General features: G+C 63.5%; 21 protein-coding genes and 1 riboswitch. Of the genes, 5 read left to right on the top strand and 16 right to left on the bottom strand.

The window, feature by feature from the left end:
- Positions 1-80: 80 nt before the first annotated feature.
- Complete coding sequence (locus AK2_RS04350) at positions 81-1871, bottom strand: M3 family oligoendopeptidase (RefSeq protein ID WP_067932082.1); 1791 nt, start codon at positions 1869-1871, stop codon at positions 81-83.
- Between the two features lie 246 nt (positions 1872-2117).
- Here AK2_RS04350 and AK2_RS04345 point away from each other — a divergent pair, with 246 nt between their 5' ends.
- Both AK2_RS04345 and AK2_RS04340 read left to right on the top strand, forming a co-directional pair.
- Positions 2118-3002: a LysR family transcriptional regulator gene (locus tag AK2_RS04345; protein WP_067931787.1), complete on the top strand. Its 885-nt coding sequence runs from the start codon at positions 2118-2120 to the stop codon at positions 3000-3002.
- A 28-nt stretch (positions 3003-3030) separates the two neighbouring features.
- Positions 3031-3630: a TetR/AcrR family transcriptional regulator gene (locus AK2_RS04340; RefSeq protein WP_169794726.1), complete on the top strand. Its 600-nt coding sequence runs from the start codon at positions 3031-3033 to the stop codon at positions 3628-3630.
- A gap of 66 nt (positions 3631-3696) precedes the next feature.
- Here AK2_RS04340 and tkt read toward each other — a convergent pair whose 3' ends face one another.
- A complete protein-coding gene (gene tkt, locus AK2_RS04335) occupies positions 3697-5682 on the bottom strand; it encodes a transketolase (RefSeq protein WP_245632766.1) in 1986 nt (661 codons plus the stop codon).
- 194 nt (positions 5683-5876) lie between these two features.
- Between tkt and AK2_RS04330 the strand changes: the two genes are divergently transcribed.
- Positions 5877-6929, top strand: coding sequence for a cytochrome d ubiquinol oxidase subunit II (locus AK2_RS04330; protein ID WP_067931781.1), 1053 nt, complete (start codon positions 5877-5879; stop codon positions 6927-6929).
- A gap of 106 nt (positions 6930-7035) precedes the next feature.
- Here AK2_RS04330 and AK2_RS04325 read toward each other — a convergent pair whose 3' ends face one another.
- The 6 genes from AK2_RS04325 to AK2_RS04300 form a co-directional block, all read right to left on the bottom strand.
- On the bottom strand, positions 7036-9639 hold the full coding sequence (locus tag AK2_RS04325; protein WP_067931780.1) for an ATP-binding cassette domain-containing protein: 2604 nt from the start codon (positions 9637-9639) through the stop codon (positions 7036-7038).
- Positions 9636-10202: an ECF transporter S component gene (locus tag AK2_RS04320; protein WP_067931778.1), complete on the bottom strand. Its 567-nt coding sequence runs from the start codon at positions 10200-10202 to the stop codon at positions 9636-9638. The genes AK2_RS04325 and AK2_RS04320 overlap by 4 nt, the downstream gene beginning before the upstream one ends.
- 136 nt (positions 10203-10338) lie before the next feature.
- A riboswitch (TPP riboswitch) is annotated at positions 10339-10440 on the bottom strand.
- A gap of 54 nt (positions 10441-10494) precedes the next feature.
- Positions 10495-11088 (bottom strand): ABC transporter permease, encoded by a 594-nt coding sequence (locus AK2_RS04315; RefSeq protein WP_067931776.1) that lies wholly within the window; start codon positions 11086-11088, stop codon positions 10495-10497.
- Entirely contained in the window at positions 11085-11912 is an 828-nt protein-coding gene (locus AK2_RS04310; protein WP_067931774.1) for an ABC transporter ATP-binding protein, read from the bottom strand. The genes AK2_RS04315 and AK2_RS04310 overlap by 4 nt, the downstream gene beginning before the upstream one ends.
- A complete protein-coding gene (locus tag AK2_RS04305; protein ID WP_083520838.1) occupies positions 11909-13081 on the bottom strand; it encodes a sensor histidine kinase in 1173 nt (390 codons plus the stop codon). The genes AK2_RS04310 and AK2_RS04305 overlap by 4 nt, the downstream gene beginning before the upstream one ends.
- Positions 13078-13752, bottom strand: coding sequence for a response regulator transcription factor (locus tag AK2_RS04300; protein ID WP_067931772.1), 675 nt, complete (start codon positions 13750-13752; stop codon positions 13078-13080). The genes AK2_RS04305 and AK2_RS04300 overlap by 4 nt, the downstream gene beginning before the upstream one ends.
- Before the next feature lie 149 nt (positions 13753-13901).
- Between AK2_RS04300 and AK2_RS04295 the strand changes: the two genes are divergently transcribed.
- Positions 13902-14555 (top strand): TetR/AcrR family transcriptional regulator, encoded by a 654-nt coding sequence (locus AK2_RS04295; protein WP_067931770.1) that lies wholly within the window; start codon positions 13902-13904, stop codon positions 14553-14555.
- 78 nt (positions 14556-14633) lie between these two features.
- Positions 14634-16139 (top strand): DHA2 family efflux MFS transporter permease subunit, encoded by a 1506-nt coding sequence (locus AK2_RS04290; RefSeq protein ID WP_067931768.1) that lies wholly within the window; start codon positions 14634-14636, stop codon positions 16137-16139.
- Positions 16140-16264: 125 nt separating this feature from the next.
- Here AK2_RS04290 and hisI read toward each other — a convergent pair whose 3' ends face one another.
- Genes hisI through AK2_RS04250 form a run of 8 tightly spaced genes read right to left on the bottom strand, consistent with a single transcriptional unit; the run spans position 16265 to position 22977 of the window.
- A complete protein-coding gene (hisI, locus tag AK2_RS17610) occupies positions 16265-17125 on the bottom strand; it encodes a phosphoribosyl-AMP cyclohydrolase (RefSeq protein ID WP_281180616.1) in 861 nt (286 codons plus the stop codon).
- Positions 17101-17883 carry an imidazole glycerol phosphate synthase subunit HisF gene (gene hisF / locus AK2_RS04280; RefSeq protein ID WP_067931766.1) on the bottom strand — a complete coding sequence of 261 codons (783 nt, stop codon included), beginning with the start codon at positions 17881-17883 and terminating at the stop codon, positions 17101-17103. The genes hisI and hisF overlap by 25 nt, the downstream gene beginning before the upstream one ends.
- A complete protein-coding gene (gene hisA, locus AK2_RS04275; protein WP_067931764.1) occupies positions 17877-18653 on the bottom strand; it encodes a 1-(5-phosphoribosyl)-5-[(5-phosphoribosylamino)methylideneamino]imidazole-4-carboxamide isomerase in 777 nt (258 codons plus the stop codon). The genes hisF and hisA overlap by 7 nt, the downstream gene beginning before the upstream one ends.
- Entirely contained in the window at positions 18643-19302 is a 660-nt protein-coding gene (hisH, locus tag AK2_RS04270) for an imidazole glycerol phosphate synthase subunit HisH (RefSeq protein WP_067931762.1), read from the bottom strand. Before hisH ends, hisA begins: the two co-directional genes overlap by 11 nt.
- A complete protein-coding gene (hisB, locus tag AK2_RS04265) occupies positions 19299-19901 on the bottom strand; it encodes an imidazoleglycerol-phosphate dehydratase HisB (protein WP_245632765.1) in 603 nt (200 codons plus the stop codon). The genes hisH and hisB overlap by 4 nt, the downstream gene beginning before the upstream one ends.
- 48 nt (positions 19902-19949) lie before the next feature.
- Positions 19950-21233, bottom strand: coding sequence for a histidinol dehydrogenase (hisD, locus tag AK2_RS04260; RefSeq protein ID WP_067931759.1), 1284 nt, complete (start codon positions 21231-21233; stop codon positions 19950-19952).
- On the bottom strand, positions 21230-21880 hold the full coding sequence (gene hisG, locus AK2_RS04255) for an ATP phosphoribosyltransferase (RefSeq protein ID WP_067931757.1): 651 nt from the start codon (positions 21878-21880) through the stop codon (positions 21230-21232). The genes hisD and hisG overlap by 4 nt, the downstream gene beginning before the upstream one ends.
- Entirely contained in the window at positions 21874-22977 is a 1104-nt protein-coding gene (locus AK2_RS04250; protein WP_245632764.1) for an ATP phosphoribosyltransferase regulatory subunit, read from the bottom strand. The genes hisG and AK2_RS04250 overlap by 7 nt, the downstream gene beginning before the upstream one ends.
- Between the last annotated feature and the right edge of the window lie 170 nt (positions 22978-23147).

The following is a 23147-nucleotide window of genomic DNA, read 5'->3' as shown; positions in this document are numbered from 1 at the left end:
CAGGGACGCCACGACAGCGCCCCTGGCCCAGGCATCAGATCCGCGCCTTGCCCATGCATCGTTCACCCCACAAGCGTCGTTCAGGACGCCGCGTCAGCCGCCGCAATGAAGGCGAGCGCGTCCGCCTTGAGTTGCTGCAGCGCCTGTTGCCAAAAATCGGGTTTCGTCAAATCCACCCCAAGGTGTTTGGCGGCGAGGTCTTCCGTGCTCAAGCGGCCGGTGTCGCGCAGAAGGTCCACGTACTTGGCCGCAAACCCGGGGCCCTCCTGCTGCGCGCGGGCGTAGATCCCGGTGCTGAACAGGTAGCCGAACGTGTAGGGGAAGTTGTAGAACGGCACTTCGGTGATGTAAAAATGCAACTTCGCCGCCCAGAATCGCGGATGGTACTGCCCGAGCGTCCCACAGTAGGCTTCGCGCTGGGCCGCTTCCATCAACTCGTTCAGTTCTGCAGCGCTGACCATCCCCTGCCGCCGTCGCTCATAAAACCGAGTCTCAAACAGGAACCGGGCGTGGATGTTCATGAACATCGCGACACTCTGGGTGACTTTCGCATCCAGCATGGCCAGTTTGGCCTGTGCATCGGTGGCCGCCGCCAACGCCGCATCCACCACAATCGCCTCCGCGAAGGTGGAGGCCGTCTCCGCCACGTTCATCGCATAACGGCTGGCCAGGTACGGCACGCCGCGCATCACGTGCTGATGATACGCGTGACCCAGTTCGTGCGCCAATGTGGACACGTTGTCCGCGGTGCCGGAAAAGGTCATGAAGATGCGCGTCTGTTCGCTCACCGGAAAACTGGTGCAAAAGCCGCCAGGGCGCTTGCCCGGCCGGTCTTCCGCTTCTATCCAGCGCTTGTCGAAGCAGGACCTGGCGAATGCGGCCATATCCGGGCTGAAGCGGGCAAAGTGATCGACGACAAAATCGCGCGCCTCGTCCGGGCTGAACACCTTGTCCTCTGATCCGACCGGCGCATCGACATCGTGCCAGGACAACTGGCTTAAGCCCAGCAGCTTCGCCTTGGCGGACAGCGCCTGGACGAACACGTCCTTGTTGTCGACAATGGCCGCCCACATCGCGTCCAAGGTCTCCGGCCGCATCCGGTTGTAGTCCAGCGGTTCCGCCAGCACCGAATCCCAACCGCGCGCTCTGTACACTGCCAGGCGGTATCCGGCCAAGTGATTGAGCGTCTGCGCGTACAGCTCCTCTTTTTCCTGAAACGCCCGCTCGAAGTTTGTGAACACCTGCTCCCGCACCCGGCGCTGTCCGTCGCGGAGCTTGTTGTTCGCTTGGCCGACCGACAGGTGGACCGTCCTCCCATCTTCCTCATAGGGAATCAGCGTTTGTCCAATCAAGGAATAGTAGAAGTTCCCCCAGGCATGGTACCCGTCCACGGCCAGGTCCGAGATCAGCACCTCCTGCTCGGCCGGCAGTTTGCGGGCGGCCCGTGCACGCGCCTCGGACAACGGGAACGCCACGCCGGCCAAGCGCTCGTGGCGCAGCAAACGCTGCCATGTGTCCTCCGGGATGCGGCCTAGCACCTGTTCATACACCGTCGAGACGGATTCGTGCACAGCGGCCGCCTGGTTTACCCGCGCCTCCAGCAACTTGGCCTGCTCATCGTGGACGTCCTGGGCAGTCAGACAGGAGACATACGCCTCGGCCTCGCTGAGTCGCTTCGACGCGTCTGTGAACGGATCCAGAAAAGCCAGCCAGCCCTCTGCGTCCGTCTGTGGTGTCAACTGCCTGGCCCGGGACAACAAGTCCCGCAAATCGGCGACCAGGGCGTCGAGAAACTGGTTGAACAGAACCGAATTGCTCCCACCAGGAAAAATGACATCCAAATCCCATGTCGGATTCCATGAATTCTCCATGTAACTCGCTCCCTTGCTTGGGCTGACCGTCGCCATACGAGCGGCTGTTTTCAATGTATCAAGAATCAGACGCCGTGTCATGCCGAATCCGCCGCCCGGCACAGGGACCGATAAGCCTCCTGGTGTCCGCCGCGCACAGCGAGCTTGCTCGGCGGCTGTGGATGGGCGCGGATTGTGGTATACAATACATGTGCAGCCTCAAATCTGGAACCGTCCAGACCCGACGAGCCACCTGGAGGGATGCCCGTGGACACCAAAGACGTCTCCCTGTTTCTGGCGATTGCGCGCATCGGATCCATTTCGCGCACCGCCGAACAGCTGTTCATGTCCCAATCCACGGTGACCACCCGGCTGCAGCGGCTCGAACGAGCCCTTGGCTACGAACTGTTCGAGCGCCAGGCGGGAGGTGTCAAACTCACTCCGGCCGGCGAGCGATTCCTGCCCCTGGCCGAACGCATGCAGGCGCTGGAGCAGCAGATGATGAACCCGGACAGTTCCCGAATCCCGGTGTTACGCATCATGTCTGGACGCGCCTTCGTTTCCACCGACGTGCCGGAGTGCCTGACCCGCATGCTGCGGCAGACGCGCGTGCACCTGAAGGTGCGCATGGGATTGTACGACGAAATGAAAGACGCCCTGCTGGCGAATCAGGTGGACTTTTGCTTTCTCGGGGAACCTATCTACCATCCGAATGTGGTGCTGAAAGAGTTTACCCCCGACCCGATTGACTTGGTAACGCCAATGGATCACTACCTGGTGCACGGGTTTCGCGGTGTGCGGATGCTGGCCGGAGAGCCGTTCATCGCCTTCGGGCGCTCGTCGTCCCCGTTCCGGCAACGGGTGATGAGCCTGCTCGCCAAGCAGCAGGTCTATCCGAACGTACGTATGGAACTGGACAGTTTTGACGGCGTCAAGGCGATGGTGGGACACGGATTGGGCGTGTCGCTGCTGCCGCGGCGCACCCTCTACGACGCCGCGACCAAGCGCTGCGCCGTCATTTCCATCGGCGACGCGGCCTTTGTCCGCCCCACCTATCTGGCGTACCCACGCAACCTGGCGGAGCAGCCGCTGATTCGCCGCTTTGTCGACGTGGTTTCCGCCTACTACAGCGAAGGACGCGCGAACGCCTAGAAAGGACTCGAACACGATGCGCCAGCCCATGACCAAAGAGGAACGTCATCGGCACATCCTGAACACCGCCAAGCGGTTGTTTCAAGAGAAAGGGTACGAAAACGTCACCATCGCCGATGTCATTGAAGCCAGCAACGTGGCCCGTGGCACCTTTTACCTCCACTTTTCCTCCCTCGAACACCTGCTTTCCGATCTGTTTGAAGAGACGGTGAACGCCGCCTGGGAGCGCATTGCCCCCATCCTGGCCGATGCGCAGCTGTCGGTCGAAGCGCGCACCCTGGCCGTGGTGGACGCGGTGTTCCGGTTGTTTGGGGATGATCCCTCCCTCGGCGCCGTCTTCTACTGCGGCGGCGGAAGGGCGTTTGTGGAGACGAAGCAGCGCGCCATGTACGACCGTTTCGGGTCCCGCTTGGTGGAGGCGCTGGAGCGCCGCCACCACGGGATCGTCGTGCCGCACCTGGATTGGACGGTCAAGATGCTGATTGCCCTCGTCGGCGACATGGCGTTTTATGCCACGACCGAGGTCGCGCCCGCAGACAGGCCGGCCTTTGAACAGCGTTTGTGCGAATTTGTCCTGGCGGGTATCCGCAGCCACCTTGCCCCCTACGTCCCCATGGACAAGCTGTGATGGCACGACAAAGGGGCTGAGCAGGCGTATCGGACGCCCATCTCAGCCCCCTGCGGGCCTGGTTTGTCACAGCAACTCTTTGGCCAAGCTCACCACATGGTCCAACGTAAATCCGTACTTCTCAACCACCACGTCTCCAGGAGCCGAAGCACCAAACCGGTCGATGCCAAAGACGATGCCTTCGCTGCCAACATACTTGTACCAAGGCATCGGGTGCGCCATCTCGACGGCCAAGCGCCGCTTGACGCCACTGGGCAGAACCTGCTCGCGGTATGCCGCATCCTGGCGGTCAAACAGTTCCATGGAGGGGATGTTCACGACACGCACCGCCACGCCCTCAGTCGCCAATTTCTTCGCGGCTTCCAGGACCAAGTGCGTTTCGGAGCCGCTGGCCAACAGGATCAACTGCGGGCTGCTGCCATGCTCATACAGGACGTAGCCGCCGCGGGCAAAGTCGTTCGCGTGTTCCTTCACCTCCGGCAACACCGGCAATTTCTGCCGCGTCAGTGCCAAGGCAACCGGACCGTCACGGTGTTCCAGCGCGTACCGGAAGGCCAGCGCGGTCTCCGTAGCGTCCGCCGGACGGAACACGGTATAGCCCGGAATGGCCCGCAACGAAGCCAGCTGTTCAATCGGTTCATGCGTCGGGCCGTCTTCGCCGACGGCGATGCTGTCGTGCGTAAACACGTGCAGAACCGGCTGCTTCATCAACGCCGCCAGGCGAATGGACGGGCGCAGGTAATCGCAGAAGACCAGGAACGTGCCCGCGTACGGGATGACCCCGCCGTGCAGCGCGATGCCGTTGAGCGCCGCGCCCATGGCGTGCTCGCGCACACCGTAAAACACGTTCTTGCCGGCGTAGTCGGCGCGGCCGAAGTGCGCCTCGCCCTCAATCAAGGTCTTGTTGGAGCCGGACAAATCGGCCGATCCGCCCAACAGCGTCGGCACGTGCGGCGCCACCGCGTTGACCACCTTGCCGAACGCGTCGCGGGTGGCCACGGCCCCCGAAAATTCGGGCAGGACGCTGTCCCAATCGACGTTCACCCGCCCGTGCAGCGCGTCGACAAACTGCTGCGCCAGATCAGGAAATTCGCGCCCATACGCTTCAAAAGCCTCGTTCCACTCCGCCTCCAGACGGGCGCCCGTCTCCGCCAACTGGGCGAAGTGTGCGCGCACCTCGGCGGGCACGTGGAAGTCTTCGTACTCCCAACCGTAGGTCCGCTTGGCCGCCTGGGCTTCCTCCTTCCCGAGCGGGGAACCGTGCACCTTCGAGGTTCCCTGCTTGTTGGGGGCGCCGTAGCCAATCACGGTCTTGACCTCAATCAGGGTGGGCTTGTCCGTCGAGGTCTTCGCCTTGGCAATCGCCCGGGAAATCTCCTCCAGGTCATTGCCGTCGTCCACCCGCAGGACGTTCCAGCCGCACGCCTGAAACCGTCCCTTGACGTCCTCGGTGAACGACCAATCGGTCGGACCATCCAGCGAGATGTCGTTGGAATCGTAAAGGACAATCAGCTTGTTCAGCCCGAGATGGCCAGCGAGCGAGACGGCCTCCGTCGCCACGCCTTCCATCAGGTCGCCGTCGCCGCACAGCACGTATGTATAGTGGTCAACCACTTCCCGTCCCGGGCGATTGAAGCGAGCAGCCAAGAAGCGTTCAGCCATTGCCATGCCCACCGCCATCGCGATTCCCTGGCCAAGCGGGCCCGTCGTCGCCTCCACACCCGGCGTATGTCCATACTCCGGATGGCCCGGCGTTTTTGATCCCCACTGGCGGAACTGCTTCAGGTCCTCAATGCTCACATCGTAACCGCTCAGGTGCAGCAGGCTGTACAACAACATCGATCCGTGGCCGGCCGACAACACAAACCGGTCCCGGTTAAACCACGCAGGATTGTTTGGATTGTGGCGCAGGTAGCGGCTCCACAACACATAGGCCATCGGCGCCGCGCCCATCGGCAGTCCGGGGTGCCCAGAATTCGCGGCTTCGATGGCATCAATGGAGAGGGTGCGGATTGTCTTGACCGAAAGCTCGTCTATCTCTGAAAATGCCACTTCTACATCCACTCCTTTGTTCAACTTGCGTGTGACGCCCTTCATTTATATGATACCACGCGCCCGCGTTCGGCACATCCATTCACAATCATGCCGCAGGCTGGTCACGAAAGCGTCAGCACTTGCGCCGGCAGGGGCTGGTTCTGGCGCGCTTGGGAGAGTAGGCTTATATGTGTGGAAGGAGCAGCAGGACGATGACTTCACCCTTTCTCATTATCCTTCTCATATGGGCGGGCGTATTCGCTTACGGCATGTTTGCCGCCATTGATTTTGGTTCCAGCATTTGGTATGCCTGGGCCTATTTCCGCCAGCGCAGGGAGGCGCTGTTCATTCTGCGCTCCCAACTGGCATCATTCAGGTGGACGATAATCCACGTGTTCCTAATCCTCATCGTGGTGTGTGTAGTGGAGTTCTTTCCCGCCACGGCCATGCTCGTGGCGACCAATCTGATGTGGCCTGCGGCCGCAGCGCTGGCCTTGATGATGCTGCGCAGCCTCGTGCTGGTGCTGCAGGCCGGCGCCGCCCGGCCGGGCGCAGCCTCGGCCGTCCTGCACGCGGTCAGCGGACTCTTGGTGCCGCTGCTTCTGGTTTCCATCCTACCCTTGTCCGAAGGCGGCTGGGTCCATGTGGTCAACGGGCTGCTCTATGTCAGTTCCCTGCCGTTTCTCCGCACGCCGCTGTTCTGGAGTTTTGCAGCCCTGTCCATAGGGAGTGTGCTGTACTTGTCCGCCGTCCACCTGGCAGTGCGGGCGGGCGCCGTTCAAGCCCCACGAATGGAACGCCGGTTCACGGCGCGGGCCGCCTGCGCCGTCCTCCCCACTTGGTTGGCGGCGGCGCTCACGCTGGTCCTGCTGCGCTTCTCGGCCCCGTTGCACTTCGCCCGGCTGCTCTCGGCGTGGCCCGCCCTAGCCGCGGCCAGTCTGTTGTTTCCCGTCACCGTAGGGCTGCTCCACCACCGCCGCCCCCGGCTTGCCCAAATCAGCGCTGTGGTTCAATACCTGTTGGTGGTGGCCGCCTATGCTGTCACCCACCTGCCGTACTTGATCTACCCCTATCTGACGGTGGACAATTCGTTCGACCCTGGCTTTCGCCTGACCGATTCCCTGTTCGACGCCGTGCAAACCGCTATCATTGGCGCAGTTCCGGCCGGATGGGCGCTGTATCAGGCCGGGCGCCGGCTGAGACAGCGAGGCTGGAGAAGACACCGGCCCTGTGACAAACAGGAACCCAGGTCCAAAACCGGCTAGGTCGACCAACAAAGAAGCAGACCGGAGCGAGCGGCCGGGAAACACGTGCGGGGCCGTCCGGCAAGCGGATCGGCCACAAGGAGGGTGCAAACGGCGCGATCCCGGTCTACGGGCGCAACAGCCAGAGCAAAGCCACGATGGCCAGATTCAAACCGACGGCGTAAGCTCCGTCCCTCCAGGTGAGTGAAACTTGGCGGAAATACGTCCGCCCGCCGGCCGTAGCCGCGGCGTCGCCTTGAAAGCCGCGCGCCTCCATGGCCAGTGCGGCCCGCTCCGCCATGCGCACCGCCTGACTCAACAGGGGCAGTGCATAGACGGCCGGGCGCAAAAACCCGACCTTGGCGTCCCGCCCCCGCAGCTGGCGAGCCTTGCGCAGCCGCGTCCATTCGTCCTGGAACAGCGGCAGGTAGCGAATCCCCGCCAACAGCCCGTATGCAAACTTGGGCGGTACGCGCAGGTTCTGGCAAAACGCCGCCATGGTCTCGGTCACATCGACCGAGGAGAGCACGTACACCCCGAGCCCCACGGCGGACAGCATGCGCAGCGCCAGCACCAAACCGGACAAAAAACCCGGCCAACTCAGGTGGTACCACAGGATTTGAAAGGTGGGCGTGCCTGGCGCCACCCGGGCGTAAGCGGTCTGGGTCCATACGTACACGATATAGAAGGCCAGGAAAGGCGACATGCGCTTCACAATTTGGCTGGGCGACAACCAGGCCAGGCCCATCATCAGCGCCAATACGAAAGCGAACAGGCCCAGCCCCTGCGGGATGGAACGCACCGCCATCGCGATGCAGACCGATACGACGCAGGTCAACAACTGCACGGCTGGATTGATGCGGGCGGCGAGCGGCTTACGCCTCCCCGACCGCGCATCCGGCTCCTGAGCCGGACAGCCGGCTGCGTCGCGGACGAGCTTGTCGGCGCGGCCGCCACCCAGCAAGCTCGGAGTGCGAGCGCCCTGGGCAACCGTGTCGTGGGTGGACGGATCGCCGCTGGCGGACGGCCCTGTGTCCTCCTCCTGCGGAGAAATTTCGGCCAACGGCCTGAGGTCGTCCACCAGGTGGGCGCGCGCCATGATGTCCGGGCGCGCGAACAGGCCCTTCGGCGGGCCGCAGAACAGCACGCCGCCTTCAGCCAGCACAACCACCTGCGTGGCCCACGTCCGCACGAGGTCCATGTCATGGGTGGTGATGACGATGGTCGCGCCCTGCTGATTGAGTTCCCTGAGCCGGCGCAGCAGGGCAGCCTGGGTGGCCGCGTCCTGGCCAAAGGTGGGTTCATCGAGCAGGTACAGGCGGTGAGGCTGGCGCAGCATCGTCGCCACACTGAGCCGCCGCTTCTGCCCCTGGCTGAGCGAAAACGGGCTTTTCCTTTCCGTTCCCGCCAGCCCGAACTCGGCCAGCAGCGCCCGCACGGCCTCCGGGATATCCTCCCCGACCGCGCGGTTGGCCAGTTCGTCCGCGACGCGTTCGAAGATGAACTGAAACTCCGGGTTTTGAAAACAGTAGGCCGCCGCCTCCACCAGCTCCCGCCGCGACCAGGCCGGCAATGGGCGACCTAGCAGGCTCAGCTCACCTGCGTCCAGCCTGACCATCCCCATCATGGCCTGCAGCAGAGACGACTTGCCTGCCCCGTTGGGACCTACAATCGCTGTGAAGCTCCCGCTTGGGATGGTGAAATTGACGTCATCCCAGACCACATGGCGTGCATACGCCAAACGGCCTCCGGAGATGGAGACGGCAGCCGGCTCCTGCGCCCGAGGCCGCTCGTCAGAAGCCTGCCCATCCAGGGGCGGCTGGTCGATGGACCGGGCCGCAAGCGGAGAAACCCCGGACGCATCCCTAACCGCATGGGCGCGGAAAGGGGCAGCCGGCCCGGAGGCAGCGCGGGCGTCCGCGTCCGGAGGCGATTTCCAAGGCGGGACAATCCCCACCTGCTTCATCCACTCCCACTCCTCGGCCACCACCTGCCGCGTGGGACCGCTGCGATGAATGCGGCCGGTATGGTCCAACAGGACAACCCTGTCCATAAAAGGCAGCAGCGGATCAAACCGGTGCTCAATGACCAACAGCGTCTGTCCCTGCTGGCGCACCCGCGCCAGTTCGATGAACACCTGGCGACTGGCGAGCGGATCGAGATTCGCCGTGGGTTCATCACAGATCATGACCAGCGGTCGCATCACGCGGGTGCAGGCCATGGCCAGCTTCTGCTTCATGCCCCCGGAAAAGTGCTGATGGGGTTGGGACAGGGACAGCGGGAGCCCGCGTTCCCGGAGTGCCGCGCGCACACGCTCTCGCATTTGGTCTCGGGGCACACGCAGATTTTCCAAGCCAAAGGCCAGCTCGTCGCCCACTTCGAGCATGCACAACTGCGTCTCCGGATCTTGGAATACCATGCCAATGCCTCCGGGCTCCGACAGCCGCGGGTGGCGCCAGACCTGGCCGGAGACCTCCGCCTCCACCGCGCCCGGCACCAATCCGGCGATCAGCAGCGCCAGAGTGCTCTTGCCGCTGCCGCTCGGCCCCAGGAACAGGACCGATTCGCCCTCGTACAGCTCAAAGTGAACGTTGGACAGGACGGGGGTGTCGGTTCCGGGATAGCGCACCTGCACCCCCCGCAACGAAACCACTACTCCGGGGCGTCGGCCCTTCCCGGCGCCCTGTGGCACTGCGCCCATGGACTTCGGCGCGGTCGCTTGCGCGCTCATGGCTGGCGGCGCACCTGCCGGGCGATCTCAAAGTTCTGCAGCGATCCCGTCCGGTACAGCGCGTCCCCTATCCATTTCGGCAAAGCCCCGCCCAGGACGGCGCCGCTCAGCATGGTCACAATGACAAATCCGGCCAGGACGCCCGGTGCGTAGGAGTTCGCGCCGTACTGGAAGTAGGCCTGCACCGAATACCCAAGCCCCGCCAGGGCACCGCTGAGCACCATCGCACCGAGATGATAGCGGCGCCAGCAAAACAACGCGAAGCCAACCTCGGCGCCCAGGCCCTGCAGGACCCCGGACAGAACGGCGCCCAAGCTGTACGGACTGCCGAACACAAACTCGAACAGGGCGCTCGCGATCTCCGACAAGAGCGCCGCCCCAGGGCGACGAATGATATATGGGACGAGTCCAGCCGCCAGCCACCACAAACCGTTGAACGCCGCTTGCAGAACCGGGTTCAACCCGGTGGCCGCGACGCCGTACAGCCAATCCCAGCCCATGTAAATGGCGCCGCAGACCGCAGACAAGACCACCGCCACAATGATGTCTCTGAGCTTCCACATGCCACACCCACTCCTTCACGCTATCCATCATGCTCGGCGCAGGGCTGCGACCGCCTGTAGGGTGCTGACCACACACGTGCGACAACGAAAAACCACCTCGGCGCACGCACAGCGTGACCCAGAGGTGGTCGTCATCGTGAATTGCACGGCACTTCCTCACGCTGGCATTACCCAGATCGAGTCCCCAGGGTTAACGGTCTCCCGTTTCTCAGCCGAATCGGCACCCCTAGCGCCATCTATTCGATTATGCTTTTAACTCTACCACGCGCCTGCCGGCTTGTAAATCAAGCACTCAGCGATTTGTCTCCGCGCGTACAAACAGCCATACCCCCAAGACCGCAAAGACGCAGAAGTACGCGATAACCACGGCCATGTCCAAGGCCGGCGAATAGAGAACAACGTTGTGGTACTGCGGCTCACCCCAGTAGTACACGGCGCGTGTCAGGTCCACCACGTACGTCATCGGCATGATGTGGGCCAACCACGCCAGGACGCCGCTGAGCGCGATGAGGATGAGCCCCGCCAGCTGAAACAGGCTTGTGCAGCTGGAACCCAAAATCTTGCCAAAAATGATGGCGTACCTGGAGATGGGCGTCACGTACATCTCCTGGGTAAAGTCGTTCTGGCGGTCTTCCACCAGATTCATGATTCCCGCAATTGTAACCTGAAACAAGGTGTTGACCGCCATCCCAATCAGCATAAACTGCAGGTAGTTGTAGCCGAGTCCGGCGCCCATGTTCTGGGCGATGGTCTCGCCCATGAGACCGACAAATATGAGCGGAAAGGCGAGGCTGGACACTAAGGACCCCACGCTTTTGAGCGACTTGACCACATCCCGGGCGGCAATCGCCACGGCCGCGTTGACCTCCCTTGACACCGCCGTCATACCCCATCACCTCCGGCTGTACCGCCCGTGACCAAGCGAATGTAGGCCTCCTCCAACGTCGCATCGACCACCTTCAGCTTCGTCAGGCGCGTCTGCAGACAGCAGAGGATGGACTGCGGCGTCTCCTCGCTGTAGCGGACCTGAAGCCCCTCTGACTCTTCAACAAAGCTCAACCCGAGCGACGACAGCTCCCGCTTCAGCGCTGCCCGGTCGGCAGCATCCACGACCATGCTCCGGTCAAGCAACCTGTGTTTCAATTCCACCGGCGTCCCCATCATCTCGATGCGTCCATGGTTGACAATGCATACGGTATCGGCTGTTTCGGCTTCGTCCAGGTAGTGCGTGGTGAGGAACACGGTCATCTCCTCGCGATCACGAATCTCGCGCAGGTACTGCCAGAGCGAATGGCGGCTGACCGCGTCCAAACCCGCGGTGGGCTCGTCCAGAAACAGCACCCGCGGCCTGTGCATGAGGCTGCGTATAATCTCGAGCTTCCGCTTCATGCCGCCAGAAAAGGTTTTCAGACGCTTGAACAGGTGATCGCCCAGTCCGACCATCTCCGCCAACTCGCTGACACGCCGACGATACTCCGCCGGCATCAGGCGGTACCATGGACGATATGGATAGAGCCCGTAGAGGCATGCGTGCAAGCGGATGTTTTCCTCGGCCGACAGGGTGAGATCGAGACTCGGATTTTGAAAAATGATGCCGATGTTTTGGCGGACTCGCTTGGCTTCTGTGTCACTGATTCCACCCGCAGCCGCTGGGTGGGCACGCGACCAGCATACGGTGGGTGTATGAACAAAAGATGAACAAACGTTCAACCTCCGGCCCCAGACTGCACCGGCTCCGCCCGCGGCAAGCGGACGGTGAAGGTGGTTCCCTTTCCCAGTTGCGACTGAACCGCGATTTGCCCTTTGTGGATGGACAGAATCTTGTTCACAATCGCCAGCCCCAGGCCGCCGCCGGACTTCTGGGCGCTGCGCGACTTGTCCGCCTTGAAAAACCGTTCAAAGATGCGTGGCAGGTCCTCCTCGGCGATGCCGATGCCGGTGTCAGTGATGCGCATTTCCGCCCAATCGCCGTCCCTTTGCAGGGAAATGTCAATCCGTCCGTTCTCTCCCGTGAATTTGATGGCGTTGGCCAGCAGGTTCATCCACACCTGGCTGAGCAGGTCCTCATCCGCCGTAATATAGGTGGGCGGCAGCGACACATCCACCGCAATCTGCTTCTTTAGCCACAGCGGCTCGCACGTCAGCACCACACTGCGGATTTGCTTGTCCAGGCGGTACCGCTGCGGGTGGAACGAGTGCTGCCCCGACTCCAGCATCGTCAGTTTCAGGAGATTGTCCGACAGCCGCGACAACCGCCGGCTTTCCGCTTCGATGATATCCAGGTAGTGGCGGCGCTGCGACAGCGTCAGGCGGTCGTCCTTGAGCGCCTGCACAAACCCGGTTATGGAGGTCAGGGGCGACTGGATTTCGTGCGACACATTCGAGATGAACTCCTGGCGCACCTCCTCCAATTGGGCGAGTTCCTCCGCCATCGTGTTGACGCTGTGGACGAGCTGCCGAAACGGGTGGTTGCGCCCGCCCGGCTCTGTGACCAGCCCGACGTCCACGCGCACGTTGAAATCCCCTTTCGCCATCCGGCGCATCGCATCAAGCAGCGATTGAAAGAACAGGCGCTGCTTCGACGCCTGACGACGGCCCATGACCAGGCCGCCCCCCACGAACAAGGCAATCCCCACCCCCACCATGGTCATGTGCACCACGTACCCGCTTGCACGATAATGAAGCCAGCGATAGCCGTACTGGGTGACAAAGAAGGCGAGCGAGAACGCGACAAACGCCCACGCCAACACCAATGCGATGTACAACACGACGATCAGGGCAGTGGGCGAATTCCGCGGCCGCGCGCCTTCACGTGTTGCACGGCCCCTGCTGAGTAGCCGACGCAACCGCACATACGGCCTATGCCCTTCACGGCTCATGTCCCCACCTCCAGCCGGTAGCCCAGGCCACGGACGGTCTTGATGCAAAAGCCGCTGGCCTCGTCCGGAAACTTGTCGCGCAGGCGTTTGATGTGGACATCCACCGTCCGTTCGTCGCCGGCAAAGTCGTACCCCCAGATGTCTTCAATCAGTTGGTCCCGTGACAGGGTCCTGCCCGCGTGGCTGGCCAGCTTGAACAGCAGTTCGAACTCCTTCGGAGGCAGAGAAATCTCCTCACCGCCGAGGGACGCTTGTCGAGTGCGTTCGTCGAGCAGCAGATTCCCCACCTGGACGATGTGCTCGGTGGCAACCTGGTAGCGACGCAGCAACGCCCTGACGCGGGCCACCAGCTCCAGCGGCTCGAACGGCTTGACCACGTAATCGTCCGCCCCCAGCTGCAGTCCCTTCACCTTGTCCACCGTCTGGCCTTTGGCCGTCAACATCAGCAACGGCACCTGGCTGACCGCGCGCACCTGCCGGCAAAACGCGAATCCGTCCAAGCGCGGCATCATCACATCCAAGACCACCAGATCCACCCTGGTCGACTCCAGCACGCGGAGCGCCTGTTCCCCGTCGCCGGCTTCGCACACCGTGAAGCCGTCCCGCTCCAGGTAATGGCAGACCAGCTCGCGAATGTGCGGATCGTCATCAACCACCAAAATCCGCGCCATGACTCGTCCCCCTCCAGGTATAGGATAGCGTGACGAGGCGAACCATGCACGACGTCAGGATATACGGACGAGCACCAGCCAACAAAACGGATTTGGGTCAGACCGTGTGGCGACGAGCCGTGGGTTGATTTCCAACTGCCGTTGGGCTATTGTTGACTTATCGTTCAGTCAAAGAGGTGGTTCTTATCCCGCGCACCGAGAAAGTCAATCAACAGATCCGCGACGAGAGAAGGGAACAAATTCTCGCGGCGGCTGCACAAGTGTTCGCCAGGAACGGATATGTCGGGACACGAATCGATGGCATCGCCGCTGCGGCCGGAATTAGCAAAGGGCTAATTTACCACTACTTTGGGAGTAAAGAAGAGATATTCAACACGCTGATTGAGAGCGCCACACACGGCACGATTCGGCTCTACCAGCAAGCCTTCGGGCTGCCGGGCGGCGCCGCCGAACGGCTGCGATGGTTGATGGAACAGGTGGCCACCGGCCTGGTCGAGCAGCCCCACATGTTCATGGTGGTTCTTCAGGCGTTTGTGAGTGACGCTGTACCACAAGAGGCGCGTGAGCTTGTCTCGACGTTGGCCGCCAAGACCAGGTCCATCGTCGCCCAATTCATCACCGAGGGACAGCAAAACGGAGAGATTGTTCAGGGAGATCCGGAACACCTGGCGTTCCTGTTGGGTTCATGCATTCAAGGATTGGCCGTCGCAAAGGCGATGTCCACACCCATGCCGTCTCTGTCTGCCGCCGACAGCCTTATACGATTGTTTACGCGCTCCACGCCACCCGAATCCGGTGACTAGTCGATGTCTTTTTCGTTCAATTTTTGACCGTATAGTCAGTCGATAAATTGAGGCCAAGAATGGAAAGGAGATGGATGAATGAACTCATCCCAAACCGCTGACCCTCACGCCGCCAACGAACGCCTGGGCGTTCTGGTCCAGACAGGGCTGTTAGCAGGTCCCTTTATGTCCATGGTGGACAGCAGTGTCGTAAACGTCGCTCTGCCAGACATGGCCATGGCCCTGCACAGTTCCCTGACGAAAGTCCAGTGGGTCGCAAGCGCCTACCTACTGGCACTGGGTATGTCGCTCACGGGTACGGTATACTTGGCCAAACGGTTTGGCACGAAGCAAGTGTATCTTGTGAGTTTGATTGGATTTACGTTATCTTCTGTACTCTGTGCACTCGCGCCCAGCGCAGGGACTCTGATTGCTGCGCGCGTCATGCAGGGAGTCTTTGGCGCGCCGCTTGTGCCCCTGGCGATGAACATGCTCTTAGGCAAGGGAAAGGCGGGAAAACAGATATCCGCCGTTGCTGGCATGATCCTCTTCCTGGCGCCTGCGGTGGGGCCCTCCCTCGGCGGCGTTCTCATCCGCTGGGCGGGCTGGTCCGCGGTTTTTTTCATCAATGTTCCCGTCGGCATCCTGGCCGTCATTGGGGCGCGGCGTTTGCCTTCTACCCTGGCGCCTCCTCGGGAGGGCGGCGTGGCACACTTTGATGTATTCGGGTTTGTGTTACTCTCTGGCGGGTTGGCGGCACTTTCCTACGGCGCCTCCAAGGGGCCTCAATCGGGATGGTTCTCTTGGTCTGTATGGCCTTATTGGACCGTTGGGGTCGTGCTGTTGGCTGCTTACGCAGCGTGGGCCCTTCGCCGCGAGGATCCAATTGTGGACATGGCACTCCTCTGCGCCCCCCAACAGATTCTCGCGCTGACGTTGGCAGCACTCGTCTCGGTCGTGACTTTTGCGGTTGTCCTGCTGGTACCCACGTTCATGCAGGAAGTCCAAGGCAGATCCGGGGTGGCGGCGGGAGTGACGCTGCTGCCGCAAGGACTCATCACCGGCATTGGCGCCGTGTTGGGCAATCAATTGCCGTCAAAGTGGGGGGTACGTCGAACCGTGATGGCGGGGATGGCCCTCCTGACGATGAGCACCGTGGGCCTTTTGGCGGTGACGGCGACCTCTCCCGCCTCGCTCATGGCGATGATTCTTTGCGGTCGCGGGTTTGCCATCGGGATGGTAATCCAACCCCTCCTCAATCGACTCATCGAGTCACTCCCCGAGTCCAAGGTTCCGGACGGCAATACTTTGTTCAACGTTGTAGAGCGCATCAGTGGCACGCTCGGGATAGCCCTGTTGGTGACGCTCTTTCAGGTGCGAGAGCACGTGCGCATACAGCAAGCGGCCGAAAATCTCAGCATCGCGGGCGACCTGGTAAACCAAGGCGCTCCAGTCGCCGCGCCGAGGTTCCCTGTTTCCGCGCAGCATCACCTGGCGGACGCGGCGACATCTGGGTTTCACGATGTGATCTGGCTGGTCGCGGGTATAAGCGCCTTAGGCATCGCGATGGCCCTCATGATTAAGAACGAGTCCACCGCCACATGAGATAAGTCGCCCCATTCGTGAGCTGCGGCCTGGACGCATGGCGGTTCCGCTTGCCACGCACCGTCGCGGACACTGCAGCAAGCCGCCTGGCGCAACCCGGCCCGGGCCACCCAATCGTGCACGCCTCAGCGCGCCCGCTGGGCCAGTTCGCGCAGAACCCGTGCTGGCGTCACGCCACACGCCTTCCAAAGCGCCAGCAAGTGGTACAGCAGGTCCGCGCTCTCAGCCACCAGCTCACTCCCCCGGGCCGCAAAATCGGTCGAAGCCCCCGCATTCTTCGCGGCAATCACCACCTCGACACTCTCCTCCCCCAACTTTTTGGCCACCTTGTCGATGCCCTGGTTGAACAGATACGACGTGTACGATCCGTCCGGGCGCTGCTGCCAACGCGCCTCCAGGGTCGACCACAACCGCTCCAACACCGCCCAGTCGGCAACCGGCGCGGCAGACGAGACGGGCCCCTCTTCGAGGTGTTCTGGCCCTGAGGAAGTGCGGGGCCCCGTTCCTTTTTTGTCCACGCCCGCCGCATCCCCTCCGTCTCCCTCTCCGGCCCGGCCGCCGTCCCGCCCATCCTGGGCGACCCTGTCCGCGCCGGCCGGGGTGCCTTCTCCACGCTCGGCCTCTGACAGACGGCGCACCAGGCGCCGGTAAAAGCAGCTCGCCGCCCCCGTGTGGCAGGCCGGCCCGGCCGCATCAACCCGGTACAGCACGGTATCGTTGTCGCAATCCAGCCACACCTCGCGCACCCGCTGAACGTTGCCCGAGGTTGCGCCCTTCTGCCAAAACTCACCCCGGGAACGGCTCCAAAACCAGGCGTACCCGGTATCCAGCGTCCGCTTCAGCGCCTCGCGGTTGGCGTAAGCGACCATCAACACGGAGTCATCCGCCACCGACTGCACCACCACAGGCACCAGCCCGGTCCGGCTGTCGTAGCGGACCGCCTCCAACGCCACCTCGCCGCTCAGGAAGCGTTTGGCTGCGTCCACCGCACCGGCACCCCCCTCTCGCACAGGTAGGCCTTGACCTGGGCAATCGACGTCTCGGCAAAATGAAACACGCTGGCCGCCAGCGCGGCGTCCGCTTTGCCCGCTGTGAGAACGGAGTGGAAGTGCTCAAGGGCACCGGCTCCGCCGCTGGCGATGACCGGCACCGACACCGCTTGCGCAACCATGCGCGTCAATTCCAGGTCGTAACCCTCGCGCGTGCCGTCCTGGCGAAAACTGGTCAACAGGATCTCGCCCGCGCCAAGGCCGGCTGCCCGCTTCGCCCACTCCACCGCGTCAATACCGGTGCCTTTGCGGCCGCCTGCGACCATCACCTCGTAGCCCCCTCCGCCCGGGCGCAGGTTGGCGTCGATGGCGACCACGACACACTGCTCGCCAAACCGGCGAGACGCCTCGCGAATCAGCTTTGGGTTGCGCACCGCGCCCGTGTTCATCGAAACCTTGTCCGCTCCTGCGAGCAGGAGCGCCCGCACGTCCTCCACCGTCGACACGCCACCGCCCACCGTCAGGGGAATGTTGACTCGGCGCGCCACCTCTGTCACCACCTGGCGCATCGCCAGACGTCCTTCTTGCGATGCGGAGATGTCGAGCAGCACCAGTTCATCAGCGCCCTCGCGGCAGTACAGCTCCGCCAGTTCCACCGGACTTCCAGCATCGCGGCGGTTCTGCAAGAACCCGACATGCTTGACCACCCGCCCGTCCAGGACGTCAAAACAAGGGATGATGCGCTTGGTCAGCATGGGCGCTCCGCCTCCTTCCTCCCCAGCCGCAGGGCGCTCAGGGTTTGTGCCAAATCGAGCGTACCATCGTACAAGGAGCGGCCGGCAATCACGCCCGCCAACCCGGCGTCCCGAGCGGCCAGCACGTCCGTCAGAGACCGGATGCCGCCCGACGCGATGCAGGCGAGGCCGCTAGCCTCTTGTATGGAGGAGGCCAACTCGAGGTTGGCGCCGGTCAGCGTCCCGTCGCGCTGGACGTCGGTGACCAACGCGTGGCGCACCCCGACCGCAGCCAACCGGTTGGCCACTTCGATGAGTGGCACGTCGGTCTGCTCCAGCCACCCTTTGACGGCCAACCGCCCGTCACGACCGTCCAATCCCACGACCAGCGCGTCCGATCCGTATGTCTTCACCATCTGCTCCACCCACTGGCTGTCCAGCGCTGCCGTGCCGATGACGCAGCGGGCGGCCCCGGCCTCCAGCCAACCGGCGAGCGACCGCTCGTCACGGATGCCGCCGCCCACCTGAACGCGCGCCCCGGACTCGGCGGCCGCTGCGAGAACCTCGAGGATAGCCCGCCGGTTGACCGCGGTGCCCGATTTCGCGGCGTCCAGGTCCACAACGTGCAGGAACCGGGCGCCGGCGGTGAGCCAACGCTCGGCCATGGCGCGCGGGGAGCGCCCGTAGACCGTGCTGGCTCCGTAATCTCCCTGCAGCAGGCGCACGCACTGCCCGTCGTGCACATCAATGGCCGGATATAACGTGAACTCCCGCGCCGTTTCACTGTCCATGCCGATTTCCTCCCACCGTGGCCAGCTGACACAGGTGGACGAAGTTGGCCAGGATGCGCTCCCCCACCGGTCCGCTTTTCTCTGGGTGAAATTGCGTCCCATACACATGCCCGCGCGCAATCACAGCCGGCACCTCGACCTCTCCGTATCGGCTGACCGCGACGGCGTCCTCCGGATGCGCCAGGCGCGCGTAATAGGAGTGGACAAAATAGACGTGATTTCCCACCTCGACACCCGCCACCAAGGGATGATCCGCCACCCGCACGAGGTCGTTCCAGCCCATGTGGGGCACCTTGAGCCCTGGGCCGAAGCGGACCACCGCGCCCGCAATCAGTCCGAGCCCGACATGCCGGCCGTGTTCCTCGCTCAGCGAGAGCAGCATCTGCATACCCAGGCAGATGCCCAACAACGGTATCTCGGCGCGGACAACCTCCCGTACCACTGGCAGCAACCCGCGCGCTCGCAGTTGAAACATGGCGTCGGAAAACGCGCCTACACCTGGCATGACCACTCCGCTGACCGACTGGTCCGCGACCGCCGCCCGCCACTCGTCAGCGTTGGCCACCAGGAGCGTCCTCGCGCCAGTGCGGGCAAAGCCGCTTTGCACGCTCGACAGATTGCCAATCCCCAAGTCAAACACGGCAATCATTCCAGCACCCCCTTGCTGCTGGGCACACAGTCCCCGTCGGCGGCGACCGCCATGCGCAGGGCCGCCGCCGTCGCCTTAAACAGGGCCTCCACCATATGGTGGCTGTTCTCTCCGTACAACACGGCCAAGTGCAGGGCCATGCGCGCCTCGTTGGCCAACGATTTGAAGAACTCTGCCACCAGTTCGGTGGGGAAAGTGCCGATTCGCTCGGCGGGAATGTCCGCCCGCAGGACAAAGGCAGGCCGCCCCGAGAGGTCAAGGACAGCGCGGGCCAAGGCCTCGTCCATCGGTGTGTGGCGTTCCCCATAACGCCGTATCCCTCGCTTGTTGCCCAACGCGGCGTGCACCGCCTTGCCCAGGCAAAGGCCGATGTCTTCCACAAGGTGATGATCATCCACGTCCACGTCGCCGGTGGCGTGGATGGTCAAATCGAATCGGCCGTGCACCGCAAACAGGTGCAGCATGTGGCGCAAGAACGGCACCGGAAAGTCCAAGTCGGCCTGTCCATTGCCGCGCAGATTGAGCCGCAGCTCAATCTCGGTCTCGCCAGTCTTGCGCGCAACCTCCGCTCTGAATGTCGGTTGCTCCAAATCCGCCACGCTGTCCGCCTCCATCATCCCATCTGCCTGTCCCTGGGCGGCGATGAATCAGCGCCCAGGGCTGCGCGCCAATACCGCGCGCGCGTGCGCCTCCAGTCCCTCCGCGCGGGCCAGCGCCACAATATGGTCCTGGTGCCGGTGCAGGGTCTGTTCGGTATACTGCACGCTGGTCATGCGCCGCAGGAAGTCGTGCACGCCAAGGCCCGACGCGAAACGGGCGCTCCCGTGCGTCGGGAGCACATGATTACTGCCGGCGTAGTAATCACCCACCGGCTCCGGCGACCAAGGGCCGAGAAACACCGCCCCCGCCGTCGTCACGCGCGGCAGCCAGGCCTCCGGGTGAGCCACCAGCAGCTCCAGGTGTTCCGGCGCAGCTCGATTGACCAACTCGATGGCCTCCTGCACATCGGCCGCCAGCACAATCGCCCCCCATCGCTCCAGCGCCAAGGCCGCCTCCGCGTGCCGCGGAAGGTCGGCCAGCTGTCGCTCCGTCGCTGCCTGGACGGCGTCTGCCAAGGCGGCGTCCGTGACGATACAGACCGCGCCGGCGTCCGGATCGTGCTCGGCCTGGGCCAGCAGATCAGCGGCAATGAACTCCGGATTGGCCGTATGGTCCGCCACCACAAACACTTCACTCGGACCGGCGACGGTATCGATGCCGACACCGCCCACCACGGCCCGCTTGGCCATGGCCACATAGCGGTTGCCCGGTCCCACGATTTTGTCGACGCGCCGGATGGTCTCGGTTCCGTAGGCAAAGGCGGCGACCGCCTGCGCCCCGCCAAGCCGGTACACCTCATGGACACCGAGCAGGGCGGCGGCGGCCAGGACCAACGGGTGGGGCCACCCCGCCTCGCCATGAGGGGGTGAAGCCAAGGCAATCTCCGATACCCCCGCCACCTGGGCGGGGATGACATCCATCAACACGGTCGAGGGGTACGCCGCGCGACCGCCGGGCGCGTAGACACCGACGCGACGCAGCGGCCGCCAGTGCAATCCAAGCCGCTCGCCCTCCCCGCCCGACCACCAGACCTCCGTCGGCCTCTGCGCCTCATGGAAAGAGCGGATACGGGACGCGGCGGCGGTCAGAGCCTCGCGCAGAGAAGGGCTCAGATTGGCCAAGGCTTCTGCCAACACGTCCTCGGGTACGCGCAGCGCCCACGCCTCCGATGCTGCCTCCGGCCGCCGGTCGAAGCGGACAGTGCACTGGCGCAATGCCGCGTCCCCCTGCTCACGCACCGCGGCCAACACCTGTTCCACACTGCGGCCGTCGTCGCGCGTCGTCAGCTCTCTGCGCCACGCCCATTCGTGGGCCCGAAATTTCGGGATCATCCTCTCCTCCTCCTTGTGACGGCCGCCGCCAACGCATCGGCCACCTGCCGAATCGCCTCGCGCTGCAGGTGGTAGCTGGAACGATTGGCAATCAGCCGGGCCGACACGTCAGACACCGTGTCAAACACCTTCAGTCCGTTGGCCCTCAGGGTGGCGCCTGTCTGCACCAGGTCGAAGATCCTGTCGGTCAGGCCGATGACCGCCGCCAGCTCGATGGAGCCGCTGAGCGGAACAATCTCCACCGCCGTGCCCTGGCTGCGGAAGTATTGGTCCGTCAGGCGCGGGTACTTGGTGGCCACGCGCCGCGGCGGGCGCAGCTCATCCTCAGGTCGGCCGGCCACGCACAGGCGGCAGCAGGCGCACTCCAGGTCCACCAGCTCGCTGACGTCTCTCGGCTCCTCCATCAAGATGTCTTTTCCGACAATCCCGAGATCCGCCACACCGTACTGAACATACGTGGGGACATCCGCCGGCTTGGCCAGCAGGTAGCGCATTCGATCCACCTGGAGCGTGGCCGCGTCGGCGTCCACGTCAAAGACCAACGCCCGCGTCTCATCCAGAGCCGTGGGCAGAGGAAGTCCCGCCGCCACGAGCAATGGCCACACTCCGTCCGTGGTCCGGCCTTTGGCTAGCGCGATGGTCAGCACGGGACCACCCCCCGCTGCACGATTAGCTCCTCGTCCGCAAACAGCGTCATCAGCCGCTCGACTTCAAACGTAAACCCGAGAGCCGGCGCGGGGGCGCCAAACTCCCGCAGCAGGTGGTCGTAACGCCCACCCTGGGCAATCGGCGCGCCGGCGCCGGGAGCGAAGACCTCGAAAACCATGCCCGTGTAATAAGACGGATCGCGATGCAAGGAGAGGTCGAATACCATGGCACAAGCGTGATCACTGGTCCGGATGGCGTCCGCCAGTTGGCACAGCGCCCGCCAAGCCGCCTGCAGCCGCTGTGACGCGGCCGATTCCGGCCGCACCAGGTTGTCCGGGAGCGTGTGCGGCTGGAACGGGTTCAGCGCGGACAGCAGCTCCAGCACGTCCACCTCGCCGACAAAGCGCCGGCTCTCCGTCCGAAACGCCACATAATCCCCGGCGGTCAACAGCGCAAGCAAGGGCTCCAGGTCATCTGCAGGCACACCCAAAAGCTCGAGCAGAGCGGGGACAAACAGAGCGTGGCTGATGACCATGCGCACACCGGCACGCCTCAGCCCCGCTAACGCGTCCAGACACAGGCCCAACAACTGGCTGTCCGCCGCCACTCCGGTCTCGCCAATGCATTCCACGCCCACCTGAGTGGATTCCGCGGCGCGCCCGCTCATCCAGGACAAGGTGGCCGGCGCGTCGGAGCGGTGGTAGACACGCTCGGCATAACACCAGCGGATGGGAACCTGCCCTGCGGCCACCAAGGGGGCCGCCATCCGCGCCACACTCGGCGTCATATCAGGCCGAAGGGCCATCGGACGGCCCGAACGGTCAAACACCTGCACCCATTGCTCCGAAGCCGCAGGCACACGTCCCCGCTGCAGGGTGTCCGCATATTCAAACGCCCCGCTGGAGACAAGGGAAAAACCGCGGTCTTCAAAAAAACGGATGAGCCAATCCTCCAGGTTCCGGCGCAACCGCGCCTGAGCCGGAAACAAGTCCCGCATCCCCGGAGGCCGCTCGGCCCACCGCATGGCATCCAGCGCCAAGCACATCAACCCTTTCCAGCCGACAAGGTCCATGCTATCCCGAAAGCAAGGCGTCACCCGCTTCGCCTTGCTTTAGTTCTCTACCAAAGTAAAGTATGTGTCGTATTGTATACCCTGTCTCCCGATTCGTCAACGAATCGTATGGACGCCCCCAAACCGGCGCACCGCTGCATTTTCCCAATCGGCTGGAGAAACCCGGCCGATTGTCTGCCGAAAACACGGCGAGC

The sequence above is a fragment of the Alicyclobacillus kakegawensis NBRC 103104 genome (genome assembly GCF_001552655.1).
Lineage (GTDB): Bacteria > Bacillota > Bacilli > Alicyclobacillales > Alicyclobacillaceae > Alicyclobacillus_G > Alicyclobacillus_G kakegawensis.
Note: the sequence above shows the minus strand (reverse complement) of the source record. Positions and strands in the feature narration are given on the sequence as shown.

Bases quoted from the DNA above. Each gene is read 5' to 3' on its own strand.
- AK2_RS04305 (WP_083520838.1), bottom strand. From the start codon at position 13,081: ATGAGCCGTGAAGGGCATAGGCCGTATGTGCGGTTGCGTCGGCTACTC.
- AK2_RS04340 (WP_169794726.1), top strand. From the start codon at position 3,031: ATGACCAAAGAGGAACGTCATCGGCACATCCTGAACACCGCCAAGCGG.
- AK2_RS04300 (WP_067931772.1), bottom strand. From the start codon at position 13,752: ATGGCGCGGATTTTGGTGGTTGATGACGATCCGCACATTCGCGAGCTG.
- hisF (WP_067931766.1), bottom strand. From the start codon at position 17,883: ATGCTGACCAAGCGCATCATCCCTTGTTTTGACGTCCTGGACGGGCGG.
- AK2_RS04325 (WP_067931780.1), bottom strand. From the start codon at position 9,639: ATGAGCGCGCAAGCGACCGCGCCGAAGTCCATGGGCGCAGTGCCACAG.
- AK2_RS04320 (WP_067931778.1), bottom strand. From the start codon at position 10,202: ATGTGGAAGCTCAGAGACATCATTGTGGCGGTGGTCTTGTCTGCGGTC.
- hisH (WP_067931762.1), bottom strand. From the start codon at position 19,302: ATGATTGCCGTGTTTGACTTGGGGATTGGCAATCTGTCGAGCGTGCAA.
- AK2_RS04290 (WP_067931768.1), top strand. From the start codon at position 14,634: ATGAACTCATCCCAAACCGCTGACCCTCACGCCGCCAACGAACGCCTG.
- AK2_RS04330 (WP_067931781.1), top strand. From the start codon at position 5,877: ATGACTTCACCCTTTCTCATTATCCTTCTCATATGGGCGGGCGTATTC.
- AK2_RS04350 (WP_067932082.1), bottom strand. From the start codon at position 1,871: ATGGAGAATTCATGGAATCCGACATGGGATTTGGATGTCATTTTTCCT.
- hisD (WP_067931759.1), bottom strand. From the start codon at position 21,233: ATGATCCCGAAATTTCGGGCCCACGAATGGGCGTGGCGCAGAGAGCTG.
- hisA (WP_067931764.1), bottom strand. From the start codon at position 18,653: ATGGACAGTGAAACGGCGCGGGAGTTCACGTTATATCCGGCCATTGAT.
- AK2_RS04315 (WP_067931776.1), bottom strand. From the start codon at position 11,088: ATGACGGCGGTGTCAAGGGAGGTCAACGCGGCCGTGGCGATTGCCGCC.